This is a genomic window from Deltaproteobacteria bacterium (assembly GCA_016219225.1).
Taxonomy (GTDB): Bacteria; Desulfobacterota; RBG-13-43-22; order RBG-13-43-22; family RBG-13-43-22; genus RBG-13-43-22.
Genome location: JACRBX010000249.1, coordinates 1 through 17,365, shown reverse-complemented (window position 1 = coordinate 17,365; position 17,365 = coordinate 1). Strand labels below are relative to the sequence as shown.

Annotated in this window: 20 protein-coding genes; 17 read left to right on the top strand and 3 right to left on the bottom strand. The window is 49.7% G+C overall.

Translation table 11 applies throughout. The features are described from left to right. Positions 1 to 181 precede the first annotated feature (181 nt). From HY879_20790 to HY879_20780, 3 genes are all read right to left on the bottom strand, one after another. Positions 182 to 535 carry a hypothetical protein gene (locus HY879_20790; GenBank protein ID MBI5605778.1) on the bottom strand — a complete coding sequence of 118 codons (354 nt, stop codon included), beginning with the start codon at positions 533 to 535 and terminating at the stop codon, positions 182 to 184. A 1-nt stretch (position 536) separates the two neighbouring features. Continuing rightward, entirely contained in the window at positions 537 to 782 is a 246-nt protein-coding gene (locus HY879_20785) for a hypothetical protein (GenBank protein MBI5605777.1), read from the bottom strand. Between the two features lie 76 nt (positions 783 to 858). Further along, complete coding sequence (locus tag HY879_20780) at positions 859 to 1,134, bottom strand: ATP-binding protein (GenBank protein MBI5605776.1); 276 nt, start codon at positions 1,132 to 1,134, stop codon at positions 859 to 861. A gap of 840 nt (positions 1,135 to 1,974) precedes the next feature. On the opposite strand from HY879_20780, the gene HY879_20775 reads away from it, so the two are divergent. The 17 genes from HY879_20775 to HY879_20695 form a co-directional block, all read left to right on the top strand. Continuing rightward, positions 1,975 to 2,208, top strand: coding sequence for a type II toxin-antitoxin system HicB family antitoxin (locus HY879_20775; GenBank protein MBI5605775.1), 234 nt, complete (start codon positions 1,975 to 1,977; stop codon positions 2,206 to 2,208). Further along, on the top strand, positions 2,205 to 2,444 hold the full coding sequence (locus tag HY879_20770; GenBank protein MBI5605774.1) for a type II toxin-antitoxin system HicA family toxin: 240 nt from the start codon (positions 2,205 to 2,207) through the stop codon (positions 2,442 to 2,444). The genes HY879_20775 and HY879_20770 overlap by 4 nt, the downstream gene beginning before the upstream one ends. 245 nt (positions 2,445 to 2,689) lie before the next feature. Beyond that, on the top strand, positions 2,690 to 3,343 hold the full coding sequence (locus HY879_20765; protein ID MBI5605773.1) for a tetratricopeptide repeat protein: 654 nt from the start codon (positions 2,690 to 2,692) through the stop codon (positions 3,341 to 3,343). A gap of 164 nt (positions 3,344 to 3,507) precedes the next feature. Then, the gene (locus HY879_20760; protein MBI5605772.1) at positions 3,508 to 4,650 is read left to right on the top strand and encodes a hypothetical protein; all 1,143 of its coding nucleotides are present in this window, start codon (positions 3,508 to 3,510) and stop codon (positions 4,648 to 4,650) included. A 409-nt stretch (positions 4,651 to 5,059) separates the two neighbouring features. Beyond that, on the top strand, positions 5,060 to 6,370 hold the full coding sequence (dsrA, locus tag HY879_20755; protein ID MBI5605771.1) for a dissimilatory-type sulfite reductase subunit alpha: 1,311 nt from the start codon (positions 5,060 to 5,062) through the stop codon (positions 6,368 to 6,370). A gap of 13 nt (positions 6,371 to 6,383) precedes the next feature. Next, entirely contained in the window at positions 6,384 to 7,523 is a 1,140-nt protein-coding gene (gene dsrB / locus HY879_20750) for a dissimilatory-type sulfite reductase subunit beta (protein ID MBI5605770.1), read from the top strand. A gap of 114 nt (positions 7,524 to 7,637) precedes the next feature. Further along, positions 7,638 to 7,880 (top strand): dissimilatory sulfite reductase D family protein, encoded by a 243-nt coding sequence (locus HY879_20745; protein ID MBI5605769.1) that lies wholly within the window; start codon positions 7,638 to 7,640, stop codon positions 7,878 to 7,880. 58 nt (positions 7,881 to 7,938) lie between these two features. Next, complete coding sequence (locus HY879_20740) at positions 7,939 to 9,405, top strand: cobyrinate a,c-diamide synthase (protein ID MBI5605768.1); 1,467 nt, start codon at positions 7,939 to 7,941, stop codon at positions 9,403 to 9,405. A gap of 102 nt (positions 9,406 to 9,507) precedes the next feature. Then, positions 9,508 to 9,825, top strand: coding sequence for a TusE/DsrC/DsvC family sulfur relay protein (locus HY879_20735; GenBank protein ID MBI5605767.1), 318 nt, complete (start codon positions 9,508 to 9,510; stop codon positions 9,823 to 9,825). 51 nt (positions 9,826 to 9,876) lie between these two features. Next, on the top strand, positions 9,877 to 10,446 hold the full coding sequence (locus tag HY879_20730; protein MBI5605766.1) for an RsbRD N-terminal domain-containing protein: 570 nt from the start codon (positions 9,877 to 9,879) through the stop codon (positions 10,444 to 10,446). Between the two features lie 190 nt (positions 10,447 to 10,636). Next, positions 10,637 to 11,665 carry a sulfate reduction electron transfer complex DsrMKJOP subunit DsrM gene (gene dsrM / locus HY879_20725; protein MBI5605765.1) on the top strand — a complete coding sequence of 343 codons (1,029 nt, stop codon included), beginning with the start codon at positions 10,637 to 10,639 and terminating at the stop codon, positions 11,663 to 11,665. A 2-nt stretch (positions 11,666 to 11,667) separates the two neighbouring features. Next, a complete protein-coding gene (locus HY879_20720) occupies positions 11,668 to 13,296 on the top strand; it encodes a (Fe-S)-binding protein (GenBank protein ID MBI5605764.1) in 1,629 nt (542 codons plus the stop codon). Then, a complete protein-coding gene (dsrJ, locus tag HY879_20715) occupies positions 13,296 to 13,694 on the top strand; it encodes a sulfate reduction electron transfer complex DsrMKJOP subunit DsrJ (protein ID MBI5605763.1) in 399 nt (132 codons plus the stop codon). Before HY879_20720 ends, dsrJ begins: the two co-directional genes overlap by 1 nt. Then, entirely contained in the window at positions 13,694 to 14,467 is a 774-nt protein-coding gene (locus tag HY879_20710; GenBank protein ID MBI5605762.1) for a 4Fe-4S dicluster domain-containing protein, read from the top strand. The genes dsrJ and HY879_20710 overlap by 1 nt, the downstream gene beginning before the upstream one ends. A gap of 7 nt (positions 14,468 to 14,474) precedes the next feature. After that, the gene (gene nrfD, locus HY879_20705) at positions 14,475 to 15,644 is read left to right on the top strand and encodes a polysulfide reductase NrfD (GenBank protein MBI5605761.1); all 1,170 of its coding nucleotides are present in this window, start codon (positions 14,475 to 14,477) and stop codon (positions 15,642 to 15,644) included. A gap of 425 nt (positions 15,645 to 16,069) precedes the next feature. After that, the gene (locus tag HY879_20700) at positions 16,070 to 17,047 is read left to right on the top strand and encodes a tripartite tricarboxylate transporter substrate binding protein BugD (protein ID MBI5605760.1); all 978 of its coding nucleotides are present in this window, start codon (positions 16,070 to 16,072) and stop codon (positions 17,045 to 17,047) included. 12 nt (positions 17,048 to 17,059) lie between these two features. Continuing rightward, positions 17,060 to 17,365, top strand: a 306-nt coding sequence (locus HY879_20695) for a tripartite tricarboxylate transporter TctB family protein (GenBank protein ID MBI5605759.1), incomplete at its 3' end; no start/stop codon positions are given.

The window sequence follows — 17,365 nt, the reverse complement described above, 5'->3', positions numbered from 1 at the left end:
TGGAGAAAAAGATCAAAGCTCAAAGGGGGGGACAGGGGGAAAGAAGTTCGGAGTTAAGAGTTCGGGGTTCGGAGAAAAAAAGGCAAAGGAGAAAAAGACAAAGGGTGAGACATGAGGCGTGAGGGGGCTCCTTAAGTGAAATATAATCAGGTCCAGACCGTTTCGATCAAACCTGATTCGGCTATTTCTTTATCACTGGAAATGAGGGGTACGCCCAAGTATCGGGCTTAGCCATGATAAGGCGGTCGAAAATATCACGGAATTTTAAACTTTCGGACAGGATGATAATTTGAGGGTTTAAATCCACCACATGGTAATTGGTGGATCGGCCGATCAGTTCGATGACTTCCTGTAAATGGATCTGAATTCTTTTTTTCTCCGATAAATACAGAATCTCCACCAGCGAAATGGATGAGATGAACAAACGGTTTTTCCCGGTATCTACGCCGCCCAGAATCTCCCTGGCCGAATGGCCCATCTTACCGGTTCCGGAAAAATGGCGGATGATGGTTACCGTGTCACCGAGGTAATCCATTCTACACGGCTCGTTTTAAAATAGTCCTGGAGAGATCGCTGCGCAGGGATTTGAGCTCTTTTTTTAGATTCAGTTTTTCAAAACCCTTCCCTTCCCAAATTCCGGTCAGTTTAATAACCCCCCTGGTCTTAACCTTTTTCTGAGCCAAAATAAAAGATATAAAATCTTCCACTTCGTCCAGCTTATGAGGAGGGATCATAGAAAGCTGCTTATTAATCCCGGTTAATTTAATTCCAGTATTTCCCATGGGGAGTCCTTTATAACGAAATCTGGGTTAATTTTTATTAATCATAACAGAAATTTAATGATATTTTACACCCTCTTTATGTCTTTGTCAAAAAAAAATAGGCGATTAAGGGTGTCTTGATGGCGCTTTTGGAAAGCCGGGTGGGTAGGCCTAAGAGTCGATTGATATGATAAAGGAGATCGGCGCGGGAGAGGGTGGAAAGAGGGGTATAAAAGGGTTTGAAGAGGTTTTCGTTGAGGGCATCGACAAAGCGCCACATGGCCAGGGTTTTGCCGACGCCGGGATCACCGGTGAGCAGGAGAATACCCCCTCGGCGTTTGATATATTCCAGACGTGAAAAGGGGACACCCACCAGGTTCAGTAATTCTTTTCATTCACATCACATTCCTTTAATAAATGCCGTCCCCTTGCTCCCACTTCATCAGCTCGAATGATCCCAACCATTGGAACCAGCCATATGCGTAAATTGCCTGAAAGTGAAATTCTGGTCACCTGTTATTTCCCCAGCCTCAGCTTTGGGAGATCCCTCACGTTAACCCCGGCGATACCAATTTTCAAATATTGATTAATAAAAAACCCCACCTCTCTATCAAGAAATGGGGTCTAATATTCTTCTATTTATGCTCCCTTGGTTAAGGTTGCCGGCAAAGAAAAAGGTTTATTGTAAAGGTATTGAAATACCTAGCGCGTCGTTTCTAAAAAGTCAAGTTGTTTTGATATCTTAATAAAGTTTTCTTAACCGCCCGTTCCCTTCCGGTCACGTGATATCCCTTCCGGTCACGTGATATCGCAACTCGCTCAAGGATTACCTGAATAAAGAAGGACATTTCTTTTGCCCTCTGGCGACCTCAGTGAAATAAGAAAATGGTTTCACAGGGCAAGTCCTCCCCGAAGGCAACCTTCCATTGCTTCGCAAATGTTCCCTGCGATACAGGCGACCGGAAGATTTCCCGGCGAAGGGACACTCCGACCAATTTTAAGAACAAATCTGAATCCAAAATAAGGTTCAGATACAATGGAGCAAAGCCTTGCTTTTGTAACTTTTTGCTTTTATAATAAAATTTAAAATTTTTGAAAAAGAGGGCGATCTCGAAATTTATAGTCTTGTAGAGCGGCCGTAATTCTGCTCGGACGAATCACTAACCCACCCTTTTGGCATCTGCTGTGATGGGATGAGTATGAGAGGTAAGGCATGGGCGATAAGAAAGAATACTGCTTCACAGTGATTGTTGAACCCTGCGAAGAAGGGGGATATTTTGCCATGTGCCCTGCATTTCCGGGCTGCCATGTCGAGGGGGAAACCTACGAGGAAACCCTCCAGGAAATGAGGGAAGCCATTGATGCGTTTATAGAAGATTATCAAGAAGAAGGCGAGCCGATACCTGAGGATGATGTGACCATCACAACGCTCAGGGTGGCTGTATGAGTCCGAAATTTCCCGCCGTTACTTCGGATGAAATCATCTTGATCTTAGAAAAAATAGATTTCAGGCTTAAACGCCAGTCGGGGAGCAGCCACGCCATTTATTTTAGGGACCGCGACAGAAGAAGAACAACTGTTCCGATCCATTCAGGCAAAATAATCAAACGTAAAACCTTGAAATCCATTCTTGCGGATGCCGGTCTCACTCTTGCCGATTTCATCCAGTTAAGACAAAAATAAAAAAAAATACCTCGAAAAAGTATATCGTCCCGCAGTTGTCCCTCCTCTTTCAAGTGACCGAAAGGAAGGGGCGGCTAAATTTCTTTCTTCTCAGGCCTCCTTTTTTTCATAATCAACTGGTCCCGGACCACCCCAAGTCGGAAATAAAGCCTCTGGTGGGACTTTCAAGCGGACTTTGACTTAATTCCCCCCCTGTGGTATCTTGTTTTTATTTTCCATAGGAATTATCCAATTGAGAGGTATCCATGAAGACAGTAACCAAAAATCAGCCGCAAACCACCGAAGAATATATCGAAGGGCTGAAAGAAGCCCTGACCAAAAACCCGGACTGCGGAACCAGCCATTATAACCTGGCCATCGCCTTGATTAAACAGGAGAAATGGGATGAGGCCATCCATGAATTTAAGGAGGCTATCCACAGCAGTCCCAGTTTGGCCGAGGCTTATGTGGACCTGGGAGGGATCTACTTACAACAAGGGGACCTGGAAGAGTGCATTCAACTTAACCGGGATGCCATAAAAATCAGGCCGAAATTTTCCGTACCCTATGGCAACTTAGGCTTTGCCTATTTGCAAAAAGGGGAACTCGATGCCGCTGTCGATGCCCTGGAAAAGGCCGTGGCCATTAATCCCCAATTCATTCAGGCCCTGGCCACCCTGGCCAGCGCCTATTTTATGCAAGGCCGTTTGGAGGAAAGTATCGCCGCCTCAAAAAAGGTCTTGCAGATGGCCCCCACCTTTGCGGTGGCCCATAACAATCTGGCTTTGGCCTATTTTGAAAAAGGGGCCTTCCAGGAAGCAGTTGCCCATTGCGACCAGGCCAGGACTTATGGTTTTTCGGTCGATAGCCGGTTTTTGCAGGAGCTCGAGCCCTACCAGGGAGGGCCGGAATCGGCTTAAGTAATCCGGAGTTAGTACGATAACCTTCAGGGATCGGGGTTCGGGGATCAGGGTTCGCGAAAATCCGTAGTTCGTTGAAACCCATTGAATCTTGATCCATTTTTATGTTTCGTGGCGCCCCAGAAGGGCATTAGGTCTAATACCAATCTTTAGGTTTTCCGCTTTTGATCCAAACAACCCAACCCCGGATTAAATGGATGGCCTCTTCTTTATTGGGAAAGGTTCCATTCGAGGCCCGATGGACCGGCGCCCCCTTGCCTGAGAGCCGAAACGGATCCATGGAACCGGGAAACGGGCCTTGGACCTTCGGGAGTTATTTTCAGGTCATCCAGGACGTTATTTCAAGAAACTCATTTGCCTTGCTTTTGCAGGCGACAGGGCGGCAACTGGCCTCCCCTGTTTTGCTTTCCGAGGTAACGGAAATCCTTATTTATGCCGAAAAACATGGAAACCTGTACCATCCCGCCAAAATCGAAGTAATCACCAAAGAGAGATGCGCCAGGTTTGTGATGAATGTTGCCCTGACCGAAAGAGGACGGGCGGCTATGTTGGGGGAGATCAGGGCCTTAACTTTTCTGACCAGGGAATATCCTTACCCTTTTCTGCCGATCGTTTATTCCTGCCCCTTGGGGGATGAGGGCGCCCCGGCGGGCCTGTTTCTGGCCGAATGGTTTGAGGGATTCCATGAGTTTCATCTATCGTTAGATCCTGCTGAGGGAACCCGAAAATTGATCCTCTGGGATGGAAACCAAAGCCCCCGATATCTCACTGACCGACAAAGAAAACAGGTCTATCTCGAAATTTCCAAGATATTGACACTTTATTATAACCCATTGACATTTGACCAGATCTTCCCCTGGCACCATGGGGCCGGTGATTTTGTGGTAAAAAGGGAAGGGGAAAAGGTGGAGGTCCGGCTGGTGACGGTCAGACAATACGGACCGATGATGGAGCCTTCCGAGAATACGGTCGAAGAGGCCCTGCTTTTCTTTTTTTTGAATCTGTCTTTGAGAATGCGGCTGGATCGGCTGGATGGGGTTGGAGAGATTGTCTGGGCCGAAGATGATTGCCTGGAGATGACCTGGGAAGGGTTCCAGGAGGCCTTGCAGATTAAAGAAAGAGAAGGAGGCCTAACGGCCGGATTTCGAAAATCTTTTCTGAAAGGGCTCAGCCGGTATTCCGAAGGGGACCTGGTGGAAAGATTTTCTGCCCTTTTGGATGCCTATGACCCGGCTGCTCCGGACCTGCCGGTGATCCGGCGCCATCTATCCCCTCATATAACCCAGGTTTATGGGTCCTTTAACTGACCGGGATCAGAAGGGTAAGCTCCGGGCCGTCTCTTTTTTCTCTTTTTTTGTTGACAAAAACCGACAAACTATTTTATAGGTTCTTTTGTTACAAAAGGGTTTGGATTTTCTTTAAAATCCCCTTAAACACTCCTTCCTGCGTTGGATGAAAAAATCCGCAAGGGCGAGGCGAAAAGCCTTGTCTTTTTTTTCACATTCACGTATTGTGGGGGGCTGGAATCTTCGAAGAGATTTCGAGAAAGGTGGCCTTCTTACCTTATGGACTGTGAAAAGGGGAACGATGCCGATAGACGAACAATGCCTTTCCGAGGGGAGGTGGTGGGCCGAATTCAATAAGCCCTTAAGGGCGTTAATACCTTATCGTTACCAGTAATAAATTATTATCACTATAGAATGGGAGGTTATACTAATGAAGCACAAAACACCCCTGCTGGATCAATTAGAAAGCGGGCCGTGGCCGAGTTTTGTAAGCGATATAAAACGAGAAGCAGAATCTCGGGCCAAGAATGAAAAAGGGGTTGACTTCCAGATCCCCGCAGATGTTTGTGATGATATCCTGGGCGTTCTGGAACTGACCTACGTGCACAAACGCACCCACTGGAAACACGGCGGAATCGTCGGCGTTTTCGGTTATGGGGGGGGCGTTATCGGCAGGTACTGCGATCAACCGGAAATGTTTCCTGGAGTAGCCCATTTCCATACCATCCGGGTCAATCAACCGGGCGGTAAATATTACTCCACCGAGTATTTGGAGAAGATTTGTGACTTATGGGAAAGAAGGGGCAGTGGGATCACCAATATGCATGGTTCCACCGGCGATATCATCCTTTTAGGGACCCATACGCCTCAATTGGAAGAGGTCTTTTGGGAACTGACCCATGATATCGGCCAAGATCTCGGCGGTTCAGGATCAAACCTGCGGACGACTTCCGATTGTCTGGGGAAATCCCGCTGTGAATATGCCTGTTATGACACCCAGGCCCTCTGTTTTGACCTGACCAACGAATATCAGGATTATCTGCACCGTCCGGCCTTCCCCTATAAATTTAAATTTAAATTTGACGGCTGTCCGAATTGCTGTGTGGCCTCCATTGCCCGATCCGACATGTCCTTTATCGGGACCTGGAAGGACAATATCCGGATCGATCAGAAGGCCGTTGCCGCCTATGTGGCCGGGGAATTAAAACCCAATGCCGGTGCCCATTCCGGACGCGATTGGGGGGCCTTTGATATCCAGAAAGAAGTCATTGACCTTTGTCCCACCAACTGTATGGCCTGGGATGGGAAACAATTGGAAATCTTCAACCCCGAATGTACCCGCTGTATGCATTGCATCAATGTCATGCCTCGGGCCTTACGGATCGGCGAAGATACGGGATTGTCCATTCTGGTCGGGGCCAAGGCCCCCATCCTGGACGGCGCCCAGATGGGTTCCCTGCTGGTTCCTTTTATTAAAGCCGAACCGCCCTATACTGAAATCAAAGAGCTTATCGAGAAACTCTGGGATTATTGGATGGAAGAGGGCAAGAACCGGGAACGTCTCGGAGAATTAATCAAGAGGAAAGGGTTCCAGAAGCTTTTGGAAGCCATGGAATTGAAGCCGCTTCCTCAAATGGTTAAGGAACCCAGGACCAATCCTTATATCTTCTGGAAAGCGGAAGAAGTTGAGGGCGGGTTCGACCGAGACATTAAAGAATATCGCAAGTATCATCAGAGATAGGAGGTAACTACCGATGCCTTATGATCCATCAAATCCTTTAAAGGATAGAATTACCGATATCGGGCCGAAAAGTTATGAGGAATTCCTTCCTCCGGTCATAAAGAATAACTTTGGAAAATGGGCCTACCATGAAATTTTAGAACCCGGGGTCCTGGTCCATGTGGCGGAAAGCGGGGACAAGGTCTTCACCGTCCGGGTCGGCGGGGCCCGGGTGATGAGTATTTCCCATATCCGGGAGATGTGTGCCATCGCCGACAAGCACTGCGACGGCTACCTTCGCTTTACCACCCGTAATAATGTTGAATTCATGGTCGATGACCAATCCAAAGTCGAACCCTTAAAACAGGATCTTCTGAGCCGTAAACAGCCGGGGGGAGGGTTTAAATTTCCCGTTGGCGGGACCGGCGCCGGGATTACCAACATCGTCCATACCCAGGGCTGGCTCCATTGCCATACCCCGGCGACCGATGCCTCCGGCGTGGTCAAAGCGGTCATGGATGACTTGTTTGATGATTTTACCAGTATGAGGATGCCGGCCCAGGTCCGAATTTCCCTGGCCTGCTGTTTGAATATGTGCGGGGCCGTCCATTGTTCCGACATCGCCATCCTGGGCTATCACCGCAAACCGCCCATGATCGATGCCGAGGTGATCGATAAGGTCTGTGAAATTCCCTTGGCCATAGCCGCCTGTCCGACCGCGGCCATTAAACCGGCCAAGATCAAAAAACCGGATGGAACGGATGCCCAGGCCGTAGCGGTCAACGTGGATCGCTGCATGTTCTGTGGAAACTGCTATACCATGTGTCCGGCCATGCCCCTGGCCGATGCCGATGGGGATGGAATCGTGATCATGGTCGGCGGGAAGGTCTCCAACCGGATCAGCGCCCCCAAGTTTTCCAAGGTGGTGGTGGCTTTCCTGCCCAATAATGTACCCCGTTGGCCGGAGACTACCGATTGTATTCGCAATATCGTTGAGGTCTATGCCGCGGATGCCAAGAAATACGAGCGGTTAGGGGAATGGGCCGAAAGGATCGGCTGGGAAAAGTTTTTTGAAAAAACCGGTCTGGATTTTACCCATCACCTGATTGATGATTTCCGTGATCCGGCTTATTATACCTGGCGGCAGACTTCTCAGTTCAAGTTTACGGCCTAATTTGAAAAAAAACGTTAAGCGTTCGGAGTGCTGAGTTCGGAGCAAAGACTTGCCAGTCTCCTCACTCCGAACTCAAAACTCCAAACTTAAAACTCAAAAAGAAAGAGGTTGAGAATGGAAGTCGCCGAAGCCCAAAAAATTGTTATGGATGGCCTGGAAAAGAAAAAGGGCAAATCCAAATTTTATCTGAAAGATTTTTATGCCATGCTGCCCGATTGGAAGGCCAGGGAAGTCAATAAATTAGTCAATAATATGGTTCAGCAGGGGATGCTGGAGTACTGGTCCAGCGGAAGCACCACCCTGTATGGCATTAAAGGGGCCGGTAAACAAGGCGCCGCTGAGGAAGGGGAGGAATAGCCCCTTTCAACAGGGTGTTCCTGCCTTAAAAAGCAATTTTGAAGTTGAAGTTGGGAAAATGGGTCTACCCCGCATCATGATGGCCTCCCTGCGGGGGGGATCGGGAAAAACCGTCATTTCAATGGGAATTTTGGCGGCTTGGATGGCCCGTGGCTTGAAGGTTGTTCCTTTTAAAAAGGGACCGGATTATATTGATGCCGGGTGGTTGGCTATGGCAGCCGGCCACCCGTGTTTTAATTTGGACCCTTTTTTGATGGGAAAGAAAACCGTTCACCATTCCTTTCAACAGAGGGCCCAAGCCGGGGAATTGTCCCTCATTGAAGGCAATCGTGGTTTGTATGACGGAATTAACCCTCAAGGGACCTATAGCACCTCCGAGCTGGCCAAGATGTTAAAAACCCCTTTGGTATTGATTGTAGATTGTACCAAGACCACCCGCACCGTAGCGGCCATGATCCTCGGCTGCCAGCAGTTTGATCCGGCCCTGAGTTTGAAAGGGATTGTCTTGAATCATATTGCCCGGAGCAGGCATGAAACCATCATTCGGAAGTCCATTGAACAGTATTGCGGTCTCCCCATTTTAGGCGCTATTCCGCGGATGCCGTCCTCTCATTTTCCGGAACGCCATTTAGGGCTCCTGCCTTTTCAGGAGCATCCCGAAGTGGGTAAAGCGGTGCATTCCGCCCAAAATTTAGCGGAAAATTATTTAGACCTGGATAGTCTCAGGACCCTGGCTTTTGATGCCCCGGCGATGAAGTCCTTCACGCTCCATCCGGTTTACTCAAAAAAGGCCGGTACTTCTTCTTCTAATCCGTTGATCGGCGTCATCCAGGATGAAGCCTTTCAATTTTATTACCCGGAAAATCTGGAGGCCCTGGAAAAGGCCGGGGCCAAACTGGTCTTTTTAAATGCCCTGGGAGGGGCCTTTCCGCCAGGCTTGGATGGTCTTTATATCGGGGGAGGGTTTCCTGAAACCCAGGCCCTTATGCTGGCTCAAAACGCATCATTTCGATTGGCCTTGAACGAGGCCATCGAAGAGGGGCTGCCGGTCTATGCCGAATGCGGGGGGTTGATGTATTTAGGGAAGACCTTGATTTACCAGGGTGAGGCTTATCCCATGGTCGGAACCCTGCCTTTAGCCTTTGTCCTCGAGAAAAGACCGCAAGGCCATGGCTATACCACGCTCAAGGTCCGGAAAGAAAACCCATTTTTCCCGGTGGGCATGGTTCTCAAAGGCCATGAGTTCCACTATTCCCGTGTTTTGGACTGGGACTCCTGCCGAATTGCCCCGGTTTTTAAAATGATCAAAGGGTTTGGATTGGATGGGGTGGGGGAAGGGATTGTTTATAAAAATGTTCTGGCCACCTATACCCATCTCCATGCCTTAGGGACCCCGGGCTGGGCCCCGGCCCTGGTGGAGCAGTCTAAAGAATATAAGCTCCGTAGAACCGAAGGTTCTCCGCCGCTTGAGACCCCCCTTGAGGGAAGCGGCTTAAGACCGTTATCCACAAGGATACAGCTTTGACCTTATAAATTTAGGGGAAAACAGATAAAATCCCCTTGACATTTTAGAGAAAATAGGTCATTTATTGGCCACAAAAAAATATTTTACGAGGAGGATGTAAGCATGCCTACCGTTGAATTTAAAGGAAAAACCTTTAGCGTTGATGAAGATGGTTTTATCGATGATTTCAATAGCTGGGCCCGGGAGTGGGTCGATTACGTAAAGGAATCCGAAGGAATCAAAGAGCTGACCGAAGAACATTGGAAAGTGATTAATATCCTGCAAGATTATTACAAAAAAAACGGAATCGCCCCCATGGTCCGGATTTTATCCAAGGTTACCGGATACAAGCTCAAATACATCTATGAATTGTTCCCTTCCGGACCTGGAAAAGGGGCCTGTAAGATGGCCGGCCTTCCTAAACCGACCGGTTGCGTATAACTACAGGTCAATAGGACGAGTAAAAGATAGTGACGGGTGACGGGTTTTTCTTTGTCACTCGTCACCCGTCACTCGTCACCTTTAATCACCTTTATGGACCTGGAAAAACTCTATGCCGATAGAAAGACGGCCATTCTAAACAAATGGTTTGATCTGACTATTGAGACTTACCCCGAAGAGACCGCCAGATTCTTAAAAAATAAAAAGAATCGTTTTGCCAACCCGGTGGGATATATCCTTTCCCAGGAGATTGAACCCGTCCTGGATGGTCTTTTTAAAGGGGTAGACCTCGAAACCCTGCGGCCTTTTCTTGAAAATATTATTCGTATACGGGCCGTTCAAGATCTCTCGGCCTCCCAGGCTTTGGCCTTCATCTTTTTATTGAAACAGGTGTTCAGAGAGGAACTGGAGCAGGAAATTCAAGAAAGCCGGGCAGGGAGAGACCTTTTAGCATTAGAGTCCAGAATAGACGCCGTAGCCCTTTTGGCATTTGATATATTTATGAAGTGCCGGGAAAAGATTTACGATCTCAAAGCCAATGAGATTAATAACCGGACCGTCCGGCTGCTTCGAAGGGCCAAACTGGTCGTGGAAGAACCAGCGGAGGCGGGCCCGGCATAATTTTAGATTTCGGATTGCGGAATTAACAACCATCCGGTTCCGATCATGAAACTGATCCGGGGTTTGCCGTGAATGGCAGAGTGGACGACTTTTTGGCGAGTTGTTTAAATATTCCGCAATCCGCAATCCGCAATCCGAATTTTAGTCAAGTGTTTCAGGGCCAAACCTAATTGAGGAGAGGTAGACTTTCATGAATTTTATATCGGGCATTATCTTATCCTTCATCACGGTACTGGTTCTCGTTTTCATCCCCTTCGTGGGGATGCAGGTGGCCAACCTGCAGGTTTTGTTCGGGGTAGTTATTCCTTACCTGGCCATGATCACCTTTCTGGCGGGGGTTGTGGGGCGATTGCTCCTGTGGTCCTTTTCAGCGGTCCCTTTCCGCATTCCCACCACGGCCGGTCAGCAGAAGACTCTCCCCTGGATCAAACCCAACAAACTGGAGAACCCCTCTACCGCTGCAGGCGTATTTGGAAGAATGGTTTTGGAGATCTTCCTCTTTCGTTCCCTATTCCGAAACAGTACCATGGAATATCGAGAAGGACCCCGGGTCACTTATGAATGGGAAAAGTGGCTCTGGCTGTCGGCTATCCTCTTCCACTATTCCTTTTTGGTGGTCCTGATCCGGCACCTCCGGTTTTTTACCGAACCGGTCCCGGCTTTCGTTACGCTCATCGAGGCCCTGGATGGATTTATGCAGGCCGGGATCGGTCCTTTGCCGGGCCTGATGCTTCCGGCCTTGTTTTTGAGTGGGGTCATTTTATTAGCCGCCGCCGCTTATCTGTTCCTCCGAAGAATTTATATCCCTACCGTCCGATACATCTCATTACCCACGGATTATTTCCCCTTGTTGCTGATCATGGCCATTGCCATAACCGGAATCCTGATGCGCTATCTGCTCAAGGTAGATATCGTCAGTGCCAAGCAATTAGTCCTGGGGTTGGTGACTTTTCACCCCGTTCTCCCCCAGGGGATCGGGGTCCTTTTTTATATGCACCTGTTTTTGGTCAGTTGTCTGTTGGCCTATTTCCCTTTCAGCAAGCTGGTTCATTTAGGGGGGGTCTTCCTGAGTCCGACGAGAATCATGGCCAATAATAACCGGATGGTCAGGCACATCAATCCCTGGAATTACCCGGTAAAGGTCCATACCTACGATGAATACGAAGAAGAGTTTAAAGAAAAAATGATTGAGGCTGGAATTCCAGTGGAGAAGGAGTAAATATGGCTGTCAAAAATGTCCCAACTCCTGAAGAATTATCCCGGATAAAACATTCCCCCCCGTTCTTTAAGGGCTGGATGAATACCCCGGCGGAAATAAAACCCGGAACCTATTGTTATGCCGGCCAGTCTAAAAATTTAGAGGCCGTGGGGCTGCCCAATCCCAGGGCCTGGAATCCCTTGGATCAAGACTGGAAATTACCCGATAATTGGAAAGCGATTATCATTGAAGGAATCCGGGAGCGGATCAGCCGGTTTCGAAGTTTTCACATCTTTTTGGGGGGCGGTGTCCGTTGCGGGGCCTGTGCCGACAAATGCCATTTCTTCATCGGTTCCGGTGATCCCAAAAATATGCCGGTCCTCCGGGCCGAGCTTTTAAGGTCGGTCTACCGCCGGGACTTCACCACGGCTGGCAAGATTTTCAGGAAAATGGTCGGGGCCCGGGATCTGACTGAAGAGGTCCTGAAAGAATGGTGGAGTTATTTTTTCCAGTGCACCGAATGCCGGCGCTGTTCTGTTTTCTGCCCTTACGGCATCGACACGGCCGAAGTAACGATTATCGGCCGGGAGCTGTTGAACCTGGTAGGCCTGAATATCGACTGGATCGCCGGACCGGTAGCCAACTGTTTCCGGAAAGGGAATCACCTGGGCATCGAGCCCCATGCCTTTAAGGATATGATCGATTTTTTCCTGGATGAGGTCGAAGGGGTCACCGGGATCCGCCCTGAGCCCAGTTTTAACCGGAAAGGGGCCGAGATCCTCTTCGTCACCCCATCGGGAGACGTCTTCGCCGATCCGGGTACTTTTACCTGTATGGGGTATCTGATGCTGTTCCATCAGTTGGGACTGGATTATACCTGGAGTACCTATGCCTCCGAGGGAGGGAATTTCGGGTTTTTTACTTCCCATGAAATGATGAAAAGGCTCAATTCCAAGATGTATGCCGAAGCCAAACGTTTGGGGGTTAAATGGATCCTGGGCGGCGAATGCGGCCATATGTGGCGGGTCGTCAACCAGTACATGGATACCATGAACGGCCCGGCCGACTTTCTGGAAGTGCCGGTATCCCCGATTACCGGGACCAGATTTGAAAATGCCACTTCCACCAAGATGGTCCACCTGGTCGAATTCACGGCCGACTTGATTAAAAACGGCAAGTTAAAATTGGATCCCAGCCGAAACGATCACCTGAAAGTGACCTTCCACGATTCCTGCAATACCGCCCGGGGGATGGGCTTTTTTGAAGAGCCCCGATACGTCCTTCAGAGTGTCTGTAATAATTTTTTTGAGATGCCCGAGGGGACCATCCGGGAACAGACCTTCTGTTGCGGCAGCGGCTCTGGCCTGAATGCCGGGGAGAATATGGAACTCCGGATGCGGGGCGGGTTCCCCAGGGCCAATGCCGTTCGTTACGTGCAGGACAAACACGGGGTCAACATGCTGGCCAACATCTGCGCCATAGACCGGGCGGCATTAAGCACCTTGATGGAATATTGGGCGCCGGAGGTCGGGGTCACCGGCCTGCATGAACTGGTGGCCAATGCCCTGGTTATGGATGGGGAGATCGAACGGACCACCGATTTACGCGGTGAACCTTTGGGTGGAGAAGCCGAGGAGGAGAATGAAGAATGATGTACGATGAAAATAAGATCATTCCGATGATTATTGTTTTTGTGATTCTGGTCACCTTTCCTCTCTGGTACAATCTGGGAAAGGCGGCTGCCAAGCCGGACCCCAAAATAGATACACCGGTTATTAGGCAGATGAAGGAAAAAAAGTGCCTCGAACCCAAAGCGACCATGAAAACCACCCATATGAAGATTTTGGATGAATGGCGCCACGAAGTGGTCCGGGGAGACTATAAACGATTATATACTGCGGCGGACGGGAGGGTTTTTGAAAAAAGTCTTCAGAATGGCTGTATGAAATGCCATTCCAACAAAACCCAGTTTTGTGATCAGTGCCATAATTATATGGAGGTAAAACCGTTCTGCTGGGACTGCCATATTGCACCAAAGGAGACCAAGTGATGGGCATCAACAGAAGAGAATTTTTAAGGATTGCCGGGATCGCTTCCCTCTGGGGACTCGGGGGCCAGGCCGCCTTCGAGATCCTTAAGCCTGGTGCCATAGAGGCCCAGGCCCGGGCACCCCTGTCGCAAGGGAAGAAATGGTCCATGGTCATCGACACCCGAAAATTCAAAACCCCGGAAGATTTCCAAAGGTGTATCGACGCCTGCAATAAGACCCATAATGTCCCCAAGGTGGCCAATGTGCGGCAGGAAATCAAGTGGATCTGGACGGAGAAGTATGAGAACGCCTTTCCCGATGATCAGAATCAATTCCTGCCGGAAAGCATGGCCCATAAGTCCTTTCTGGTCCTCTGCAACCATTGTACCGATCCCCCATGCGTCCGGGTCTGTCCCACCCAGGCCACCTTCAAACGCCCTGACGGTATAGTCATGATGGATTATCACCGCTGCATCGGTTGCCGGTTCTGTATGGCCGGCTGCCCTTATGGTGCCCGGAGTTTTAACTGGCGGGACCCTCGCAAGTTCCTCAAGGAACCCACCAACCCGGAATATCCCACCCGGTCCAAAGGGGTGGTGGAGAAGTGTAATTTCTGTGAAGAACGGATCGCCAAAGGCCTCTATCCGGCCTGTGCGGAGGCCAGCAACGGGGCCATGACCTTCGGCGACCTGGATAACCCTAATTCAGAAGTCAGGAAGCTCCTTAAGGAAAATTATTCGATTCGACGTAAACCTTCTTTGGGAACCCAACCGAATGTTTATTTCTTAGTATGAGGTGATTATGTTTGAAAAGGCCCTGTCGGGAACCAAGACTTATTTTAGCTGGATTATCTTTTTGCTGATTTTTATCGGTATCGGCTTTGCCTGTTATCTCTATCAGTATAATGAGGGGTTGGGAATCACCGGTATGAGCCGGGATGTCTCCTGGGGGTTTTACATCGCCCAGTTTACCTTTCTGGTCGGGGTCGCGGCCTCGGCGGTCATGCTGGTTTTGCCATACTATCTGCACGATGTGAAGGTCTTTGGGAAGATTACCATCCTGGGCGAATTCCTGGCCATCGCTTCGGTGGTTATGTGCATTTTGTTCGTCACGGTGGACGTGGGATATCCCAATCGGCTCTTGAATATCATTCTTTATCCGACGCCCAACTCGATTCTCTTTTGGGATTTTCTCGTTTTAAACATCTACTTGCTCCTGAATCTGTTAATCGGCTGGAATGTGCTGGCTGCCGAGCGAAAGGCGGTTGCGCCCCCCCAGTGGGTCAAGCCGCTTATCTATTTATCCATTCCCTGGGCCATCAGTATCCACACGGTCACGGCCTTCCTGTACGCCGGTATGCCCAGCCGGCATTTCTGGCTGACGGCGATCATGGCCGTCCGTTTTTTAGGCTCGGCCTTTGCCGCCGGTCCGGCCTTTTTGATTCTATTGGCCCTCTTGGTGAAACGATTATCCACCTTTGATGCCGGACAGGAGGCCATTAATAAATTAAGAAATATTGTGACCTACGCTATACTGGCCAGTATTTTCTTCGTCCTCCTGGAGCTCTTTACCGCTTTTTACAGCAACATTCCTGGCCACAAGCACGCCTTCCAGTATCTCTTCTTCGGATTGGAAGGCCATAACAAATATGTGGCCTGGACCTGGATATCGGTGGTGGCGGGTTGCCTTTCGGCCCTTATCCTCCTGTTGCCGCTGGCCCGAAAAAGCAACGCCTGGCTGGTGGCGGCCTGTATCGGGGTCTTCGGCTCTCTCTGGATTGAAAAAGGTCTCACCCTGGTGGTCACCGGTTTTATGCCCTCTCCCTTGGAGCACATCACCGAATATGCCCCGACCTTACCGGAAATCTTTATCGCTCTGGGGGTCTGGGCCACCGGATTTTTAGTCCTTACCCTCTTGTATAAGATCGCGATTTCCGTTAAGCTGGATCCCAACAGCGCCTCGATTCATTAAAGACGGATATTTTAATCAGGACGCAGATTTTCGCTGATACCCGCAGATAAATAATTATTCTATAAGCTATATAAAAGGCCCATCCCCGCATAAGGGGGATGGGCCTTTTATTTTATCTTGACAGGGAAGCCCTTTTCCGATTAAGCATATTATTGACGTCAATACTTTTTATGGGTCCTTTATTTATAATCCGTTGAATATTCCGTACGGTTTTCCAGCCGGCCAACCGGGAACTTTTATGGATTTTCGTTTAACGAATGGAACACCTGTAAGAAGCAAAACCGGAGTTATCAATAAAAATAGAAGGTTAAAGGGCAGGCACCTCATTTGCCCCTATTGGCATGTCTCTTGCTATTTAATTGCTGGATTTATAAAGGCCCGTCTTTATACTTAGTTTAAAAAATCATTGGAAATGGAGGTTATTCATGATTGGCAAAATTATTTTCCGAATGCTCATTGGTCTGGCATTAATCGGTGCATCACAGGTCTACGCCCAACAGTATCCGACCAAAGTGATCACCATGATTATCCCCTTCTCAGCCGGTGGCCCGACGGATACCGTCGGCCGGCTGGTCGCCCGGGCCATGGGCGCATCTCTTAAATCCCAGATTATCATAGAAAATGTCGGCGGTGCCGGGGGCACTATTGCGGCGGCCCGGGTGGCCCGGACGGCCCCGGACGGCTATACGATTTTCATGCACCATATCGGCCACTCCACAGCCCCCGCTCTTTATCGCAAACTTCCCTATAATTCGATCACCGACTTCGAACCTATCGGCCTGGTCACCGATGTCCCCATGACCCTGGTGGCCAAGAAAGATTTTCCGGCCAAAAACCTCAAAGAATTGATCGCCTACGTGAAAGCCAACAAGGACAAGGTCACTTACGCCAACGCCGGTCTGGGTGCTGCTTCGCACCTCTGCGGCATGCTCTTCATGACCGCCTTACAGACGGACCTGACCACCATCCCCTACAAAGGCACCGGTCCGGCCATGAACGACCTCTTGGGGGGCCAGGTGGACTTTATGTGCGACCAGACCACCAACACGACCAGTCAGATCAAGGGGGGCAAAATCAAGGTCTACGGGGTGACCACCAAGAAGCGGGTCCCTTCGCTGCCGGACGTCCCAACCATGCACGAAGCCGGGTTGCCGAATTTTGAAGTTGCCGTCCGGCACGCCTTATATGCCCCTAAGGGCACGCCCAAGGAAATCATTGATAAACTTGCCAAGGCCTTGCAGGAGGCATTGAAAGATGCCACGGTTAAACAGCGCTTTGCCGAATTGGGTACCGAACCGGTGGCCGAAAACAGGGCCACCCCGGAGGCGCTGCGGACCCACCTTAAGGCCGAGATCGACAAGTGGGCACCGATCATCAAGAAAGCCGGTATTTACGCCGACTAAAGGGAGGGCCTTTTGACCTCACCCATTCGCAGTATCAAAGACTTCCTGACCGGTCTCATCTATATCACCATCGGATCAGGAGCTATTATTATCGCCTTGGTCGGGGACTATCATATCGGCACGGCCCTCAAGATGGGTCCGGCCTACTTTCCCTTATTTCTCAGTATGCTGCTGGTATTGGTCGGGATCATCTCCCTGGTCCGCTCCTTTATAACGCCGGGCACCCCTATCGGCAGCTTCGCGGTCAAGGGACTTCTGCTGGTCGTGGCATCGACGGTCTTGTTCGGCCTTGTCGTCCGGGGGGCCTCGCCTCCGAAG